The organism is Streptomyces endocoffeicus, from assembly GCF_016741935.1.
In the GTDB taxonomy this organism is placed as follows: domain Bacteria; phylum Actinomycetota; class Actinomycetes; order Streptomycetales; family Streptomycetaceae; genus Streptomyces; species Streptomyces endocoffeicus.
Window position 1 is genome coordinate 67,845 of record NZ_JAERRG010000003.1, and the last position, 15,264, is coordinate 83,108.

Consider the following 15,264-nt stretch of genomic DNA (forward strand, 5'->3'; position numbering starts at 1 on the left):
CAACGTGACAGCGCCCACGGCTCGCGCACGCCCGACCGCCCGCACGCCCGCACGCCCGACCGGCTCCGGAGCAGGGGCACCGTCCAGGTCTGCCGCCAACCACCCTTGATGGAGCGTGACATGGCCAATGTCCCCAGCCGTCGTGTCGTCGTCGGCGCCACCGCCGGCGCGGTACTCACCGGGGCGCTCGCCGCACCCGCCTCCGCCGCGCCGCCCGACCACGTCACGATCGCCTCGCCGAACGGCCGGCTGCGGATGACCGTGCGGGTGGCGGACGGACGGCTGCGCTACCAGGTCGCACGGCACGGAACGGTCCTGGTGCCCTCCTCCGGGCTGGGGCTCGACCTGGCCGACCGGCCCTCGCTCACCGCCGGACTGGTGCTGGAATCCGTGCGGCGCAGGACCATAGACGAGAGATGGCGGCCGGTGTGGGGGCCCGACGCGCTCGTCCGCAACCATGCACGGGAGTGCGTACTGCGGACCGTGCAACCGGCGACCGGGCTACGGCTGGACCTGATCGTCCGGGTCTTCGACGACGGCGTCGGCTTCCGCTACCGTCTGCCGGCCCAAGCCGGCCTCGACCACTACACCGTGACCGCCGAGCGGACCGAGTTCTCCTTGCCACCGACCGCCACGAGTTGGTCGCTGGCGGCGGGTACGGACTGGAACGCCGATGAACGGCACTACCGGCAGGCCCCGCTGGCGGACGTGAAAACCGCCCAGACCCCGCTGTCGCTGGCCACCCGGAGTGGTGAGTACATCGTGGTGCACGAGGCGGCGCTGATCGACTATCCGAGCATGACCCTCGCCGCCGACGGTAACCGGCCCGGCACCTTCACCAGCGAACTGATCAGCCTTCCCGACGGTGCGAAGGCCCACCTCGGGGGCGAATTCTCCACCCCATGGCGCACGCTGGTCATCGGCGGCCGACCCGGCGATCTCGCCGAATCGCATCTGATCGAGAACCTCAACGAGCCGTGCGCGCTCACGGACACGTCGTGGATCTCGCCCGGCACGTACGTCGGTGTCTGGTGGGAACTGCAGCGGCGGCACACGACCTGGACCGAGGGACCGCGGCACGGCGCCACGACCGAGCGGGTCAAACGCTACATCGACCTCGCCCGGGAGGCGGGCGCGAGCTCCGTACTCGCCGAGGGCTGGAACACCAACGCCGGCGGCAGCTGGGCCGGCCAGGACTTCCTCACCCCGCGGGCCGACTTCGACCTGGCCGAGGTGCTGCGCTACGCACGGGCAGGCGGCGTCGGGTTCACCGCGCACAACGAGACCCGCGGCTTCGTCGACTACTACGAGCAGCATCTGGAAACGATCTTCGCGCGATACGCGGAACTGGGCATCCACTCGGTCAAGACCGGCTACGCCACCAAGTTCGTGCTGGGCGGGGTGAACCGCAGCCACTTCGACCAGGAAGCGGTGCGTCACTACCAGCGTGTCATCGAGACGGCGGCCCGCCACCAGATCATGATCATCGCGCACGAGGCAATCAAGCCGACCGGGCTGGCGCGCACCTACCCGAACATGATGACCGGCGAGGGCGTCGCCGGCATGGAGCAGCACCACTACATGGGCCGGCTCGGCAACCCGCCGGAGCAGGCCACGATCCTTCCCTTCACCAGGTTCATGGGCGGGCCGGCCGACTACACCCCGGGCGTACTCAACGTGACCTGGGACCCGGCCGGACTCGGTACCCGCGTACAGACGACCTCGGCCACACAGCTCGCGTTGTACTCGGTGTTCTTCAGCCCGCTGCAGATGCTTGCCGACACCCCGGAGAACTACCACTCCCACCCCGGATTCGCCTACCTCAAGGACATGCCCGCCAGCTGGGACGAGACCCGTTTCCTGGACTGCGTGATCGGCGACTACACGGTGGTCGCCCGCCGCAAGGGCCACACCTGGTATCTCGGCGCCATCACCGACGAGCACGACCGGACACTGAGGCTGCCGCTGCGGTTCCTGGGGCGGGGCCGGTACCGAGCCGAGATCTACGGCGACGCCGCGGACACCAGCTGGCACGACAACCCGCTGCCGATCGACGTCCGGACCGAGACGGTGCGAGCGTCCACCGTACTGCGGCTGAAACTCGTCGCCGGTGGAGGCACCGCGATCCGCTTCCGCCGCGCGCGTTCCTGACCGTCGCGTGTGCCGTGCGTTGCCCGGGTGCCGGGGTGCCGGGGTGCCGGGGTGCCGGGGTGCCGGGGTGCCGGGGTGCGGCGTGAGGTGCGTGGGAGTCGTGAAGAGTTCGCACGCGATTCTCGGGATCCGGCCACGGGAGCGGAAGACTTGGAGAGCTCACTCGGCGCTTTCGAACAGGTCGGGCGCCGACCCATGCGAGGGGAGACCGGTCAACGATGTTCACACTGGTACGGAGCAGATTACGGACGGCCGTGTTCACGCTCTCGGCGGTCGCGGCCCTCGCCTTCGGCGGGACCGCCGCGACCGCCACGACCGGCGCGGCAGCGGCCCCCGCCCCCGCTCCGGCTCCCGCGAAACAGGGGCCGACCTCGGTGGCGTACGTCGAGGTGAACAACAACAGCATGCGCAACGTCGGCAAGTACACCCTCGCCAACGGCGGCGGCAACGTCTTCGACGTCGCCGTGGTCTTCGCGGCGAACATCAACTACGACACGGGTACGAAGGCGGCGTATCTGCACTTCAACGAGAATGTGCAGCGCGTCCTCGACAACGCCGCCACGGAGATACGGCCGTTGCAGCAGAAGGGCATCAAGGTCGTCCTCTCGGTGCTCGGCAACCATCAGGGCGCGGGCTTCGCCAACTTCCCCTCCCAGCAAGCGGCTTCGGCGTTCGCGAAGAAACTGTCGGACACCGTGGCCAAGTACGGCCTCGACGGCATCGACTTCGACGACGAGTACGCGGAGTACGGCAACAACGGCACGGGCCAGCCCAATGACAGCTCGTTCGTGCACCTGGTGACGGCGCTGCGCGCGAACATGCCGGACAAGATCATCAGCCTCTACAACATCGGCCCGGCCGCGTCGCGCCTCTCCTACGGCGGCGTCGATATCTCGTCCAAGTTCGACTACGCCTGGAACCCGTACTACGGCAGCTGGCAGGTTCCCGGCGTGGCACTGCCCAAGTCGAAGCTGTCGCCGGCGGCTGTCGAGATCGGCCGGACCTCGCAGAGCACCGTCGCCAGTCTCGCCCGCCGCACCGTCAGCGAGGGGTACGGCGTCTATCTGACGTACAACCTCGACGGCGCCAATCGCAGCGCCGATGTCTCCGCGTTCACCAGGGAACTGTACGGAAGTGACGCCGTCTACACGCCGTAAGGCGACCGCCTAATCGGCATATCGCCGACCAGTTGTCGCCTGTCGTGCTGACGCGGGTGTGGCCTCGAGCGCTCGCGAGATCGCCAGACTTGCCGTACGCAGTGCGATGCGAGAGGCGACCTGAGTGCCCGCTTCGTCCGGAGCGACCAGCGAGACCGCGCCCAGCGCCGCGCCGGCACCGTCGAGGATGGGTGCGGCGACCGTCGACATCGTGGCCGGACCGTCGTCCACCGGGTTGGGCACGGCCGCCGCGCATACGCCCTCGGACCGGGTCATGGCCATCAACTGGCGTACCCGGTCCGGGGCCGCGGCCTTGGCGAGCACGTCCTCGCGCACCTGTTCCGTCGCGTAGGCCAGCAGGGCGATGCCGATTCCCGTGGTGTCCAGCGGAAGCCGTCCGCCTACGCGGTACTTCACGGCGGCCGCTCCGTGCGCCGACAGGCGCTCCACGAGCACCGCCTCATGGCCGTCACGAACGGCGAGGAGGATGTGCTGACGCGTCACGCGGTGCAGATCCTCCATCAACGGCAGCGCGGCGGCACGCAGGCCGTGGCCGCGGGGAGCGAGCGTCGCGATCTCCAGCAGCTGCAGCCCCACGACGAACTCGCCGTTCTCCAGGCGCTCGAGAGCCCCCACCCCGACCAACTGCGCGGCGATCCTCGAGGTGGTGCTCTTGGGGAGGCCGGCGCGGGACGCGAGCGTCTTGAGCGGCAGGCTCTCTCCCGCGTCGGCGAACGCGCCCAGGACCTTGAACGCCCGCTCCAGAATGGGCTCCCCGTGCGCGGGGCGTCCCGAGCGCCGCGTGTGATCCGCCGTACCACTCATCGAAACGGGCAGTGCGTGGCGGCGGTCACGGGATGGATCCTAGCGGCCTGATCACCTACTGCGTGGCACTGGCCCGGCGCTGGGCCACGGAATCCGCCCGCAGGCACGAAAGAGGAGCAATGGCGAGCAACCCCGCGTCCCGTGACGTCTTCGTCCCGCACGCGTACCCCGAGCGGCAGGTCGACCTCGGCGAGGTGAGCATGAACTACGCCGAGGCCGGGTCGCCGGACAAGCCGGCGCTGCTCCTGGTCCCCGAGCAGACCGGGTCGTGGTGGGGGTACGAGGAGGCGATGGGCCTCCTGTCCCGGGACTTCCACGTCTACGCCGTCGACCTGCGCGGCCAGGGGCGCAGCACATGGACGCCCAAGCGGTACAGCCTCGACAATTTCGGCAACGACCTGGTCCGGTTCATCGCCCTGGTCGTCAAGCGCCCGGTCGTCGTCGCGGGCAACTCCTCGGGCGGCGTTCTGGCCGCATGGCTGTCGGCGTACGCCATGCCCGGCCAGATCCGGGGCGCGCTCCTCGAGGACGCGCCGTTGTTCGCCTCCGAGTCGGACCCGGTCATCGGGCACTCGATCCGCCAGGGCGCCGCGCCGATGTTCCAGTTGTACAGCACCTACCTCGGCGACCAATGGTGCGTCAACGACTGGCCCGGCTATACCGAGGCCGTCAAGAAGTCCCCGTCCAGGATGATGCGGACCTTCACGCGGCTTTACGGGAGGCACGAGGAACCGCCGCAGAACCTCAAGGAGTACGACCCCGAGTGGGCGCGGGCGTTCCACGAGGGGACCGTCGCCCTCAACTGTCCGCACGATCGGATGCTCCGGCAGGTCAAGACGCCCGTGCTGGTCACCCACCACACCCGGTCCATCGACCCGGACACGGGAGAGCTGCTCGGAGCACTGTCCGACGAGCAGGCCGCGTACGCCGTCAAACTGATGGAGTCGGCCGGGGTGAAGGCCGACTACCACTCGGCGCCGGACGCGCTGCACATGATGCACGAGTCCGACCCGCCGCGGTACGCGAAGCTCCTCACCGACTGGGCGTCCACGCTGCCGGTCATCGAGCGGTGAGGACCCGCGCCCACGGCTCATCGATGTCGGCCAGACCCAGCACGGCGACCACGTTGTCGAGCATTCCGGCGCCGAACCAGTGCCGCACGGCCTCGTCGTCGCCCAGCAGCCGTCGAACGGTGTCCACCTGCTTGGCGTAGCACCGCCGCACGGCCTGTCCTACCAGCGGCTCGCCGGCGGCGCAGCTCGCGTGCATGAGGAAACGCAGGATGGTCCGGTCCGCGACGAGCGCGGCGTAGGCGTCGCGCGCCGCGTCCGAGGCCGCCTCGGACGTCAGCCCGGCCCCGCCCGACGCCGGCGAGTGCGCGACGAGGCCCGGCGGCAGGCAACGGAGACGCACGTCTGGTCGTACGGCTTGCCGGTCGGCCGTGCGGTGCCCGTCGAGCGGAATTCGGCGATCACGAGACTCGGATCGACCGTCTCGTGGAACACCAGGTCGTTTCGCGGCAGCCGTGTCGCCGACGCGCGCCGGCGCGTGGTGCTTCGCGACCACGTCGGCGGAGCAGGTGTCCGAAGTCAAGAGACGGTCCCGAGGAGGACAGCTCGTCGGACCGAGTTGCCCATACCGGGTGGTCGCGGGGGCACGCGGAACGCGTGACGGGCTGTCGTGTGCTGCTGGCGGCATTTACGGTGAGGCAGGTGACGCTGAGCGCGAGATCCCTACTGCCGGTCAACCTCACCCTCGGCGTGCTGTTGACGGTGCTGCTGGCCGTGGCCGCGGGGGTCGCCTACTGGTTTCGTCTGTCCCCCGATCCCTCCGCCAACCGTCCGCGGGAGATCGTGATCGCGGGACTGCGCGCGGCAGCGCAGCTCGCTGCCGTGTCCGTGGTCATCACCTGGGCGGTCACCAGCTTGGCGGGTCTGGCGGCGTTCCTGGTCGTGATGTTCAGCGTCGCCGTGCGCACGGCGGGCCGACGGCTGACCACCAACCGCACCTGGTGGCTGACCGCCGCACCGATCGCCGCCGGCGTCGTCCCCACGGTGGCCGCGCTGCTGCTGACGGGACTGGTGCCCGCGAAGGGCCTTGCGCTCATCCCCATCAGCGGCATCCTCATCGGCGGCGCCCTGACGGTAACGGTGCTCGCGGGCCGACGCGCCCTCGACGAGCTGGAACTTCGGCGCGGTGAGGTCGAGGCGGCGATGGCTCTGGGTTTCCTCGAGCGGGATGCGCGGATGGAGATCGCACGGCCGGTCGCGTCCGACGCGTTGCTGCCGGGGCTGGATCAGACGCGCACGGTCGGGCTGGTGACGCTTCCCGGGGCGTTTGTGGGCATGCTCCTGGGCGGGGCGAGTCCGCTTATGGCCGGGGCCGTTCAGCTGTTTGTCCTGATCGCCCTGATGGCGGTGCAGGCCATTGCCGTTGCCGTGACCGTCGAACTCATCGCTCGGCATCGTCTGTTCCGTCCTGCGGCGCATGCCACCTGACATCCGCGTCGGCTTCCGCATCACCCTGATCGGCTACTGGGCCGGTAGACGGCATCGGACTACGCGGCTGTAGACGGCCGTCTGCGAAAATGAACGCCATGACTGAGCAGCACGGCGACCGCCGACCGGCCGGTGAGCTGGAAGCCGGTGTCCTGGCGGCGCTGTGGGCCGCGGGTCGGCCCCTCACTCCCGGAGAGGTCCGGGAAATCCTCGACGCGGACTTGGCACGTACGACAGTGACGACCATCCTGACCCGGCTCCACGAAAAGGGGATGGTCGACCGCGCCCGCCAGGGACGCGGATACGCCTACACCCCCATCGCCGACAGCTCCGGCCTCCATGCCCGCCGCATGCACGCCGAACTCGAACGCGGCGAAGACCGCGGCGGCATCCTGGCCCGATTCGTCTCCGACCTCAGTCCCGAGGACGAAGAGATACTCCGCGCGCTGCTGGACGGCGACGAGGAGACCTGAGAGCTCGCCTGCTCCAGCACCGCCGCCCCGGGCGCGCCGGCCTTGCTCGGCCTCCTCCGACTTAACCCGGTCGCCTCAGTCGCCGACTTCTCCCTGGGAACGCTGGACGAGCCCACCTAACGCTGGGCCGACGAAGCGGCCGCCCGCGCGGTGGGCGACCGAAAGCCGGCAGCGAAGGCGATTCGGCGGATCAGCCGGGCGGGGGCACGCCCGGCAGGCGGATCACCAGGCGCGCCCCGCCGAGGCCGCCGGCGTCCGGGGCGGGGTCTTGGTCGGCGTGGACGGTGCCGCCGTGGGCGGTGACGACCTTGCTGACGATGGCGAGGCCGAGGCCCGAGCCGCCGGCCTCGCGGGACCGTGCCTCGTCGAGGCGGGTGAAGCGCTCGAAGATCCGCAGCCGGTCTGCGGCCGGGATGCCCGATCCGTCGTCGCTGACGGTGAGTTCGACGGTGCCTCCGCGTTCGCCCAGGGTCACCCGTACCCGCTGGGTGGCGTGGCGGCGGGCGTTGTCCAGCAGGTTGCGTATGACGCGGCGCAGTGCCTCGGCGTCGCCCCGCACCCGTCCGCCCGAGACGCCTCGGGCGTCGATGTCCGCCCCGGCCAGGGAGCGCTGCCTGCGGACTTCGGTCAGGACCACCTCGTCCAGGTCGATGCTGGGCGCGGCCTGTGACCTCGGCCGGGCGGGATCCTCACTGCGGGCCAGTGCCAGCAGCCCCTCGACCAGATCGTGCAGCCGTACCGTGTCCTCCAGCAGGGCGGCGGCCATCCGCGGGTCCCGGTCGGGGTCGGGGTAGCTGGACATGACCTCGAGCTGGGCCCGCAGGGCCGTCAGCGGGCTGCGCAGTTCGTGCGCGGCGTCGGCGATGAAGCGGCGCTGTGCGGCGGAGGCGTCGTCGAGGCGGGTGAGCATGTCGTTGAGGGTGACGCCGAGCGCGTGGATCTCGTCCTGGCAGGCGGGCAGGTCCAGGCGGCGGTGCAGATCGGTCGCGGTGATGTCGGCGGCCTGGCGGCGCAGGGTCTCCACCGGGCGCAGGGTGCGGCCGGCGGTGAGCGAGATCGTCCACGCCACCAGCGCGGTCAGCGCGGGCACCCCGATCGCCAGGCCGGTGGTCAGGCTGGACAGGGTGTGCTCGGCCTGGGCCAGGGACACCCCCACGACGATGGTGGAGGGGCGGCCGTCGACGCGGATCGGCCGGGCCAGCACGCGGAAGTCGCCCCCGTCTCCGATGCTGAGATTACGGAGGGTGGTGGGGTGCCCCGCGAGCACCTGCCGGGGGAGGGGGGTCGGGAAGCCGCTGGGACTGCCCGGGCGCGTGTCGAAGTCGGAGCTGGCCCGCACCTTCCCATGGGTGTTGAGCACTTCCACGACATCCGCGTCCCCGCCGTTGGAGGGGATGAGGGAGCCCAGCCGGTCGTGCTGGATGAGGGAGGTGACGTCGGCCAGCCGCTGGTGGCCGGTGCTGTCCCGGTCGCGCCACATGGACTGCTGGAGACCGAACAGCAGGCCGAGGCCGGCCGCGACCATCGCGATCGCGACGACCAGCGTGGCCCACATGGTGACCCGGGTCCGCAGGCTCAGCTTCCGGGTGACCCGCCGCGGCCGGCCGGATGCCGGAGGCCGAAGGGGAAGGCGCCGGGACACTCAGCCGCCCTTCGCGTCCAGCCGGTAGCCGATGCCGCGTACGGTCTCGATGGCGGACCGTCCGAAGGGGGTGTCGATCTTGCGCCGGAGGTAGCCGACATAGACCTCGACGATGTTGGGGTCGCCCTCGAACCAGGTGTCCCAGACTTCCGCGAGCAGATCCGTCTTGCTCACCACCGTGTCGGGGTGGCGCAGCATGAACTCCAGCAGTCCGAACTCGCGCGGTGTCAGATCCAGACGCTCGTCGCCCCGGCCGCATCGGTGGGCGGCAGGATCCAGCCAGAGATCACCCGCACGGAGTACCGGCGACCGCTGTGGGGCGGTGCGGCGCAGCAGCGCGCGGATATGGGCCAGCAGCACCACGAACGAGAACGGCTTCGTCAGATAGTCGTCCGCGCCGAGGTCGAGAGCGTCCGCCTCGTCGTACTCCCCGTCCTTGGCGGTCAGGATGAGCACGGGGGTGGTGATGCCCGCGGCGCGCAGGGTCCGGCAGACGTCATAGCCGTTGCGGCCCGGCAGCATCAGGTCGAGCACGATCACCGCGTAGCCGTTGTGCCTGATCAGGCCGAGGGCCTTCTCGCCGTCCTCGGCGATGTCCACACTGAACCCCTCGGCGCGCAGTCCGCGGTCCACGGCGGCGGCGATGTTCTGCTCGTCCTCGACAACCAGCACCCGCATGCGACATCACCCCATGACCGTACCGACGGCTCGGCCGGACGACTGATCCTCGGTTGCGAGTCTAGAGGCAGGACCGCAGGTCGGCCGCGCGTCTCTCAGCGGGCTCTCAGGGTCCTCTCAGCGCTCACTCAGCGCTCTCAGCGTGTGCACAGGCCGTACCCGACACAGTGGAGAGTGCCTGCTTCGCGTAGGCGTCGAGTCCAACGGACCCGGCACCATCCAACGAAAGGCGCCCATCGTGGCACCGACTTCCGCGCCGCTGCGCACGGACGAACGTCCGTCCCCCGCCGCCAGTACCGCGCCGAAGCCCGCCCCGCGCATCTCGAAGCCCCGCATCTCGAAGCCCCGCGTCTCCCGCCCAGCTCCCACCGGACTCTGGGCACTGATCATCGCCGGGGGGTACGCCGCGGGTCTCGCGGCGGACGCCTTCGGCCTTCCCGCTCCCTATCTGCTGTCCTCGCTGCTGGTCGGCGCCGTCCTGGCGTTGTGCGGAGTGGTCCGCGACCGGCTCCCGGCACCGACCCACCGGGCCTCGCAGGCGCTGGTCGGCGCGCTCATGGGCAGCTACCTCACCCCGTCCGCCCTCGTCTCCGCCGCGCCCGTCGCGCTGCCGCTGACCGTGGTCACCGCGGCCACCATCGCACTGAGCGTCGCGGTCGCCTGGTTCCTGGCCCGCGGTGGCCGTATCAGCCGGCCCAGCGCCGTTCTCGGCCTGGTGCCCGGCGGTTCGGCCGCGATCGTCACCTGTGCCGATGAGCTGAAGGCCGATGTGCGGCTGGTCGCCTTCACCCAGTACCTGCGCGTCGGTCTCGTCGCCACCACCGCCCCGCTGGCGGCCCACTGGCTGACCTCCGCGTCCTCGGCGGCAGGCGGGCACCCGGCCTCGGGCGGCGGCGCCGGACCCGGCCTCCTCCACGTGGTCGCCGGGTCGGACCAGCTCACCGGCCTGTTCGCCCTCGCCGTCATCGCCGTCGCCGGCTCCTGGGCCGGTCGGCGGCTGCGGGTGCCCACGCCGCTGCTGATCGGGCCGATGCTGGTTGCCCTGGCCGCGACGCTCAGCGGCGCCGTGCCCGGCTTCGCGCCCGTCGGGGTGCTCCAGAACGCCGTCTTCGTCCTCGTCGGCCTCGACGTGGGCGTACGGTTCACCCGCCGGACGCTCGTCAGCGTGCGGCGCCTCCTGCCCCCGATCCTGGTCTGCATGGCGGTCGTCTGCCTCGGCTGCGCCGGGCTGGCGTGGGTTTTCGCGCGGGTGACGGGCACTCCGATCATGGACGCCTACCTCGCCACGACCCCCGGGGGAATCAACGCGGTCCTCGCCACCGCGGTCTCCACCCACGCGGACGTCGCGCTGGTCTCGACCGTGCAGAGCCTGCGGCTCCTGGCGGTCATCCTGGTCACGCCGCTGATCGCCCGCCTGCTGGCGTCGCGGTGGTCACAGCCGTGACCCCGGTGCCCGCCCGCCGGTCGTCGGCGCGGATCGGCGAGGTGTGGGGAACGGCCTCTGCTCCGCGAGTGTCTACAGTAATGTAGACCGTCTACATGTCTGTAGTCGGATACGGGGTCATGCGCCCGGCCGTCCGTAAGAAGTCGTCCCGAGAAGTCGTCCCGGAGAAAGGGCTCATGCCGATGACCACACCCGCATGGCTGTCATCCCAGTTGGCCGTCAACGTGCTCGACGCGCGGTCGCTGCTGGCCGCTTTCGGCGTGCTGGGCGTCGGCATGGTGATGTTCGCCGAGACGGGGCTGCTCATCGGCTTCTTCCTGCCGGGTGACTCCCTGCTGTTCACCGCGGGCCTGCTCTGTACGGGCAGCGGCGGACACGGCGTACGGTTGTCGCTGGGGCCGCTGCTGGTCGCCGCGGCGGTGGGCGCGCTGACCGGCTCACAGTGCGGCTATCTGATCGGCCGCAGGGCAGGTGGCGCGCTCCTTGCCCGCGACCGCTCCGCCCGGCTGCACGAGGGGATGCGGCGGGCGGAGGATCTGCTGGGGCGATACGGGTATGCGAAGGCGATCGTGCTGGCGAGATTCGTGCCGGTGGTCAGGACCGTGCTGAACCCCCTGGCGGGGGCCCTGCGCGTACCGATTCGGGTCTTCACCGTATGGCAGGTCATCGGCGGGCTGGTGTGGAGCGTCGGGCTGACGCTCGCGGGGTACGCCCTGGGCTCCTCGATCCCGAATGTGGACCGCTATCTGCTGCCTTTGGTCGCGCTGATCGTGGCGGTGTCACTGATTCCGCTCGGCGTGGAGCTGCGCCGGAGTCGCAGGCACGCCAAGGCGGAGGAGGCCGGTGGATGATCCCGTCCTTCGACGGAGCGGTGGCTCCGTGAACCGCAGGGACGCCGTGGGCCTGGCCGGAAGCGCCGCTCTGGGCGCGTGGACGGCGCTGGCGGTGCTGACCATGGTCGTCGTGGGCGGCGCCGGTGCTCCGCTGTGGCTGGACAACGGCCTCCTCGGATGGTCCGTCGGCCACCGCCCGGATGTGCTGCGGACCCTCGCCCGCGGAGTGACCGACACCGGGACCGGCGTCATCCCGTACATACTCGCCGCACTTGCCGGCTTCCTGGCCGTACGAGCCGTACGGCACCGGCTGCTCGCCGCCGCGTTCTGCCTCGTCTGTCTCGGCGTGGGGCAGGCACTGCGGAACGGAATGATGGAACTTGTCCACCGCCCCCGCCCCCCGCGGGGTGACTGGGCGACGCATGCGAGCGGCTGGGCGTTCCCCTCGGGACACGCCACCACGGGAGCGCTGGCCGCCGGGCTGCTGATGGTCGCGCTGACCCTGCGCGCCCCGCGCGGAGCGACATCGGCCAGGGTCGTCGTCGGCTGCTGGGGCGTGCTGGTCGGGCTGACCCGCGGCTATCTCGGGGTGCACTGGTTCACGGACGTTCTCGGTGGCTGGCTGTTCGCCGTCGGCTGGCTGGGGGTGTGCCTGTGCGCCGCGGGCCGATGGCTGCCCGCCTCCTTCCTCACCGGCACCGGCACCGGCACCGACAGCGGCACCGGCACCGGCACCGACACCTTCCGCACCGACACCTCCGCCCTCCCCGCCAACACGGCCCCCACCGCCGAGAGACCGCCGGAGGACCATGCGCCGCAAGATCCTGATCGTCGAGGATGATCACGCCCTGCGTGATGTGCTCCGTCGAGGTCTGTACGACGAGGACTTCGACCCCGTCCCGGCCACCGACGGCGCCACCGCCCTACGCCTGGTCAGCACCGAGATCGCCGCGGTCGTCCTGGACATCGGCCTGCCCGACGCGGACGGACGGGACGTATGCCAGGCCATGCGCGCGGGCGGGTTCCACGCCCCGGTCGTCTTCCTGACCGCACGGCACCACCTCACCGACCGGCTGTCCGGCTTCTCGGCCGGGGGCGACGACTACCTGCCGAAGCCGTTCCACCTCGCCGAGCTCGCCGCCCGGCTGCGGGCGGCGCTCAAACGGGCCACACCCCCGCCGGCCGCCTCGGCCGGGGCTCTGGCCCTGGACGCGGTCCGGCACAGCGCGACGGTGCACGGCACCCGGGTCGCCCTGTCCCCGACGGAGTTCCGGCTGCTCGCCACGCTCGTCGCCGCGGACGGGGAACTGGTGCGCCGCCGCGATCTGGTCAGGGCGGGCTGGCCCGAAGGCGGACAGGTCAGCGACAACACCCTGGACCAGTACCTGACCAGGCTGCGCCGCAAACTACGCGAGACGGACAGCGGCCTGACCATCGCCACCGCGCGCGGGATCGGGCACCGCCTGTCATGAGATCCGCCCGGCACCGACCGGTGTTTCGCGCCCTGGCTCCCCGTACCCTGCGCGGACGGCTCTCGCTCGTCGCGCTGACCACCGCCGCACTGCTGATCACGGCGCTGACCGTCGTGTTCAACACGGCGGTGGAACGGCACCTGCGGCACCAGGCGGACGACGAGCTGCGGGCCCGGGCGACCGCCGTCGCCGCCACCGTCGACACCAGTGGCCCGCAGGTGCGCGTCCTGGAGACCGCCAACGATCAGCTGCTGGACACGAACGTGTGGATCTACGCCGGGAAGCGCCCGCTGGAAAAGCCACCCGCCACCTCGGCGGGCAGCCCTCTCACCCGGACCGCCGACAGGCTTGCCGCGCGGGGTGCGCCTGACTGCGCGACGGTCCACGCCGGGGGCCAACGGTCCGTCCGCCTGTGTGCCCGGCCCGTGCCCGGTGGCGATGCCACCGCCACCGTCGTCACGGCCCTCGACCTCACCCCGTACCAGAGCTCCGCGGACACCCTGCTGCTGGGATCGCTGATCCTGGACGCGGTGATGCTCGTCTGCGCCTACGTGCTGACACGTCTCGCGGTCGGCCGGGCACTGCGCCCGGTGCGGACGATGACCGACCAGGCCACCCAGTGGAGTGCCGTGGCCTCCGGAGAACGCTTCAGCACCGGGGGAGGCCCGGCCGAACTGGCCCGTCTGGGCACCTCGCTGGACGCGTTGCTGGACCGTATACGTGCCGTGCTGCGCCATGAGCAGCAACTGACGGGGAGCTGTCCCACGAGCTGCGCACGCCACTCACCCGGATCATCGCCGAACTCGACTGGTGGCGATCCCGGCCCCGCTCCACCGCCGAGACCCGAGCCACTCACAAGGTGATCGACGAGGCCGCCCAGTCCATGCGAACCATCTGCGACACGCTCCTGCTCGACGCCCGCGACAACGCGGCCGACACCTCGACAGCTCCCGGCACGGCCGGTGTCGCGTCCGTTCTGCGCCACATCACCCAACACCTCGCCACACCGGCCCGGGTGAAAGCCATGGTGGAGACCGGGGACGCGCGACTGGAGGCAGGAGTGACACCGGCCTTCCTCGAACGTGTCGTCAGCCCGCCGCTCGCCAACGCCGTCCGCTACGCCCGGTCCACCGTCACCGTGACGGGACGGCGCACGCCCGGCGGCGTGGCGATCGACATCACCGACGACGGACCTGGCGTACCGGAGGTGTTCGTCGGCGAGCTCTTCCAACCGGGGCGGCGCGCCGACCCCGGCGACGGTCACCACGGAGCGGGCCTCGGACTGCCGCTCGCGCGCCGTCTGGCCCGCTCCGCGGGCGGCGAGGTGTCCTACGACGCCGGGCACGCGCCCGGGGCGCGATTCACCGTCACTCTGCCCGCCGGCTGACTGGCTCCCGCTCGGCGCTCCGCGGGCCGGGCGCCCGGCGCTGCCGCACGTGGGCGTAGGCCTCACGACCCTGTCTGCCGCGGCCTGGACGCGTCCTGAACGCCTGCCGGAGCTCAGACCGGCTGCCGGGCGGTTTGTTCCGGTTCGGTGACGTCCTTGCGCGTCACCGACAGGAATACGACCAGGCCGAGAATGACCGCCAGGAACAGGGCACTGGTCACGACCGTGCCCAGGCCGAGGCCGCCGTCGCCGGTCGGCTGGGAGAGGTAGTCGCCGACGGAGGCGCCGAGCGGGCGGGTGAGGATGTAGGCGATCCAGAAGCTCCACACCGCGTCGAGGCCGAGCGCGAAGTGAGCGACCCCGACGGCGGCGATGGCCAGGGCGAACAGCACCGCGGACAGCCAGTACCCGAGGTTCATCCGCTCGGAGACCAGGTCACCGGCCGCGGTTCCCAGGGCGAAGGTGAACAGCACCGCCAGCCAGTAGAAGGATTCACGGCTGGTGGAGTCGACGCTGTGGATGGACAGTGTCCGCTCCCGCCGGTACCAGACGACGAACACCACCGCCAGGACGATCGCGAACACCGTCGTGCTCGTCTCCAGCGGCACACCCATGTTGTCGGTGAGGTTGTCGCTGATTACCGCGACGGCATCCCGCCCGTGCGCGGACACCGCGGTGTCAAGCCCGGTAGGGGGAGACCGCGG

The 15,264-nt window shown here is 71.1% G+C and carries 13 protein-coding genes and 2 pseudogenes; 10 read left to right on the plus strand and 5 right to left on the minus strand.

All coding sequences use genetic code 11. The features are described from left to right. The first annotated feature begins 120 nt into the window (after nucleotides 1-120). Together JK364_RS10505 and JK364_RS10510 are read left to right on the plus strand one after the other, a co-directional pair. Nucleotides 121-2,151 (plus strand): glycoside hydrolase family 97 protein, encoded by a 2,031-nt coding sequence (locus tag JK364_RS10505; RefSeq protein ID WP_201849965.1) that lies wholly within the window; start codon nucleotides 121-123, stop codon nucleotides 2,149-2,151. A 218-nt stretch (nucleotides 2,152-2,369) separates the two neighbouring features. Beyond that, on the plus strand, nucleotides 2,370-3,308 hold the full coding sequence (locus tag JK364_RS10510) for an endo-beta-N-acetylglucosaminidase H (protein WP_201849967.1): 939 nt from the start codon (nucleotides 2,370-2,372) through the stop codon (nucleotides 3,306-3,308). A 9-nt stretch (nucleotides 3,309-3,317) separates the two neighbouring features. On the opposite strand, the gene JK364_RS10515 is transcribed toward JK364_RS10510, so the two are convergent. Further along, nucleotides 3,318-4,133: an IclR family transcriptional regulator gene (locus tag JK364_RS10515; RefSeq protein WP_201849968.1), complete on the minus strand. Its 816-nt coding sequence runs from the start codon at nucleotides 4,131-4,133 to the stop codon at nucleotides 3,318-3,320. Nucleotides 4,134-4,252: 119 nt separating this feature from the next. Here JK364_RS10515 and JK364_RS10520 point away from each other — a divergent pair, with 119 nt between their 5' ends. After that, a complete protein-coding gene (locus JK364_RS10520; protein ID WP_201849970.1) occupies nucleotides 4,253-5,206 on the plus strand; it encodes an alpha/beta fold hydrolase in 954 nt (317 codons plus the stop codon). Here the strand turns inward: JK364_RS10520 and JK364_RS10525 are convergent. Further along, nucleotides 5,193-5,546: a hypothetical protein gene (locus JK364_RS10525; protein WP_230991751.1), complete on the minus strand. Its 354-nt coding sequence runs from the start codon at nucleotides 5,544-5,546 to the stop codon at nucleotides 5,193-5,195. The two genes, JK364_RS10520 and JK364_RS10525, sit on opposite strands and share 14 nt — an antisense overlap. Nucleotides 5,547-5,845: 299 nt before the next feature. Between JK364_RS10525 and JK364_RS10530 the strand changes: the two genes are divergently transcribed. Continuing rightward, complete coding sequence (locus JK364_RS10530; RefSeq protein ID WP_201850687.1) at nucleotides 5,846-6,631, plus strand: ABC transporter permease; 786 nt, start codon at nucleotides 5,846-5,848, stop codon at nucleotides 6,629-6,631. Nucleotides 6,632-6,729: 98 nt separating this feature from the next. Then, complete coding sequence (locus tag JK364_RS10535) at nucleotides 6,730-7,104, plus strand: BlaI/MecI/CopY family transcriptional regulator (protein WP_201849972.1); 375 nt, start codon at nucleotides 6,730-6,732, stop codon at nucleotides 7,102-7,104. A gap of 190 nt (nucleotides 7,105-7,294) precedes the next feature. Here JK364_RS10535 and JK364_RS10540 read toward each other — a convergent pair whose 3' ends face one another. Further along, nucleotides 7,295-8,659 carry a HAMP domain-containing sensor histidine kinase gene (locus JK364_RS10540; RefSeq protein ID WP_201849974.1) on the minus strand — a complete coding sequence of 455 codons (1,365 nt, stop codon included), beginning with the start codon at nucleotides 8,657-8,659 and terminating at the stop codon, nucleotides 7,295-7,297. An 87-nt stretch (nucleotides 8,660-8,746) separates the two neighbouring features. Next, complete coding sequence (locus JK364_RS10545) at nucleotides 8,747-9,424, minus strand: response regulator transcription factor (protein ID WP_201849976.1); 678 nt, start codon at nucleotides 9,422-9,424, stop codon at nucleotides 8,747-8,749. 238 nt (nucleotides 9,425-9,662) lie between these two features. Here JK364_RS10545 and JK364_RS10550 point away from each other — a divergent pair, with 238 nt between their 5' ends. The 5 genes and pseudogenes from JK364_RS10550 to JK364_RS10570 all read left to right on the plus strand — a co-directional run bounded on the left by JK364_RS10550 (nucleotide 9,663) and on the right by JK364_RS10570 (nucleotide 14,560). After that, nucleotides 9,663-10,868, plus strand: coding sequence for an AbrB family transcriptional regulator (locus JK364_RS10550; protein ID WP_201849978.1), 1,206 nt, complete (start codon nucleotides 9,663-9,665; stop codon nucleotides 10,866-10,868). Between the two features lie 182 nt (nucleotides 10,869-11,050). After that, nucleotides 11,051-11,719 (plus strand): DedA family protein, encoded by a 669-nt coding sequence (locus tag JK364_RS10555; protein WP_201850688.1) that lies wholly within the window; start codon nucleotides 11,051-11,053, stop codon nucleotides 11,717-11,719. Between the two features lie 28 nt (nucleotides 11,720-11,747). Then, nucleotides 11,748-12,542: a phosphatase PAP2 family protein gene (locus JK364_RS10560; protein WP_201849980.1), complete on the plus strand. Its 795-nt coding sequence runs from the start codon at nucleotides 11,748-11,750 to the stop codon at nucleotides 12,540-12,542. Continuing rightward, complete coding sequence (locus JK364_RS10565) at nucleotides 12,511-13,173, plus strand: response regulator transcription factor (protein WP_201849982.1); 663 nt, start codon at nucleotides 12,511-12,513, stop codon at nucleotides 13,171-13,173. The genes JK364_RS10560 and JK364_RS10565 overlap by 32 nt, the downstream gene beginning before the upstream one ends. Then, nucleotides 13,170-14,560 (plus strand): annotated as a pseudogene (locus JK364_RS10570) (sensor histidine kinase). Before JK364_RS10565 ends, JK364_RS10570 begins: the two are co-directional and overlap by 4 nt. Before the next feature lie 113 nt (nucleotides 14,561-14,673). On the opposite strand, the pseudogene JK364_RS10575 reads toward JK364_RS10570, so the two are convergent. Then, a pseudogene (locus tag JK364_RS10575) lies at nucleotides 14,674-15,201 on the minus strand (COG4705 family protein); the annotation flags it as partial. Nucleotides 15,202-15,264 lie beyond the last annotated feature (63 nt).

Excerpts from the sequence above, each read along its gene's own strand:
- JK364_RS10535 (WP_201849972.1), top strand. The coding sequence starts at position 6,730 with ATGACTGAGCAGCACGGCGACCGCCGACCGGCCGGTGAGCTGGAAGCC.
- JK364_RS10505 (WP_201849965.1), top strand. The coding sequence starts at position 121 with ATGGCCAATGTCCCCAGCCGTCGTGTCGTCGTCGGCGCCACCGCCGGC.
- JK364_RS10545 (WP_201849976.1), bottom strand. The coding sequence starts at position 9,424 with ATGCGGGTGCTGGTTGTCGAGGACGAGCAGAACATCGCCGCCGCCGTG.
- JK364_RS10565 (WP_201849982.1), top strand. The coding sequence starts at position 12,511 with ATGCGCCGCAAGATCCTGATCGTCGAGGATGATCACGCCCTGCGTGAT.
- JK364_RS10555 (WP_201850688.1), top strand. The coding sequence starts at position 11,051 with ATGACCACACCCGCATGGCTGTCATCCCAGTTGGCCGTCAACGTGCTC.
- JK364_RS10510 (WP_201849967.1), top strand. The coding sequence starts at position 2,370 with ATGTTCACACTGGTACGGAGCAGATTACGGACGGCCGTGTTCACGCTC.
- JK364_RS10515 (WP_201849968.1), bottom strand. The coding sequence starts at position 4,133 with ATGAGTGGTACGGCGGATCACACGCGGCGCTCGGGACGCCCCGCGCAC.
- JK364_RS10540 (WP_201849974.1), bottom strand. The coding sequence starts at position 8,659 with ATGTGGGCCACGCTGGTCGTCGCGATCGCGATGGTCGCGGCCGGCCTC.
- JK364_RS10520 (WP_201849970.1), top strand. The coding sequence starts at position 4,253 with ATGGCGAGCAACCCCGCGTCCCGTGACGTCTTCGTCCCGCACGCGTAC.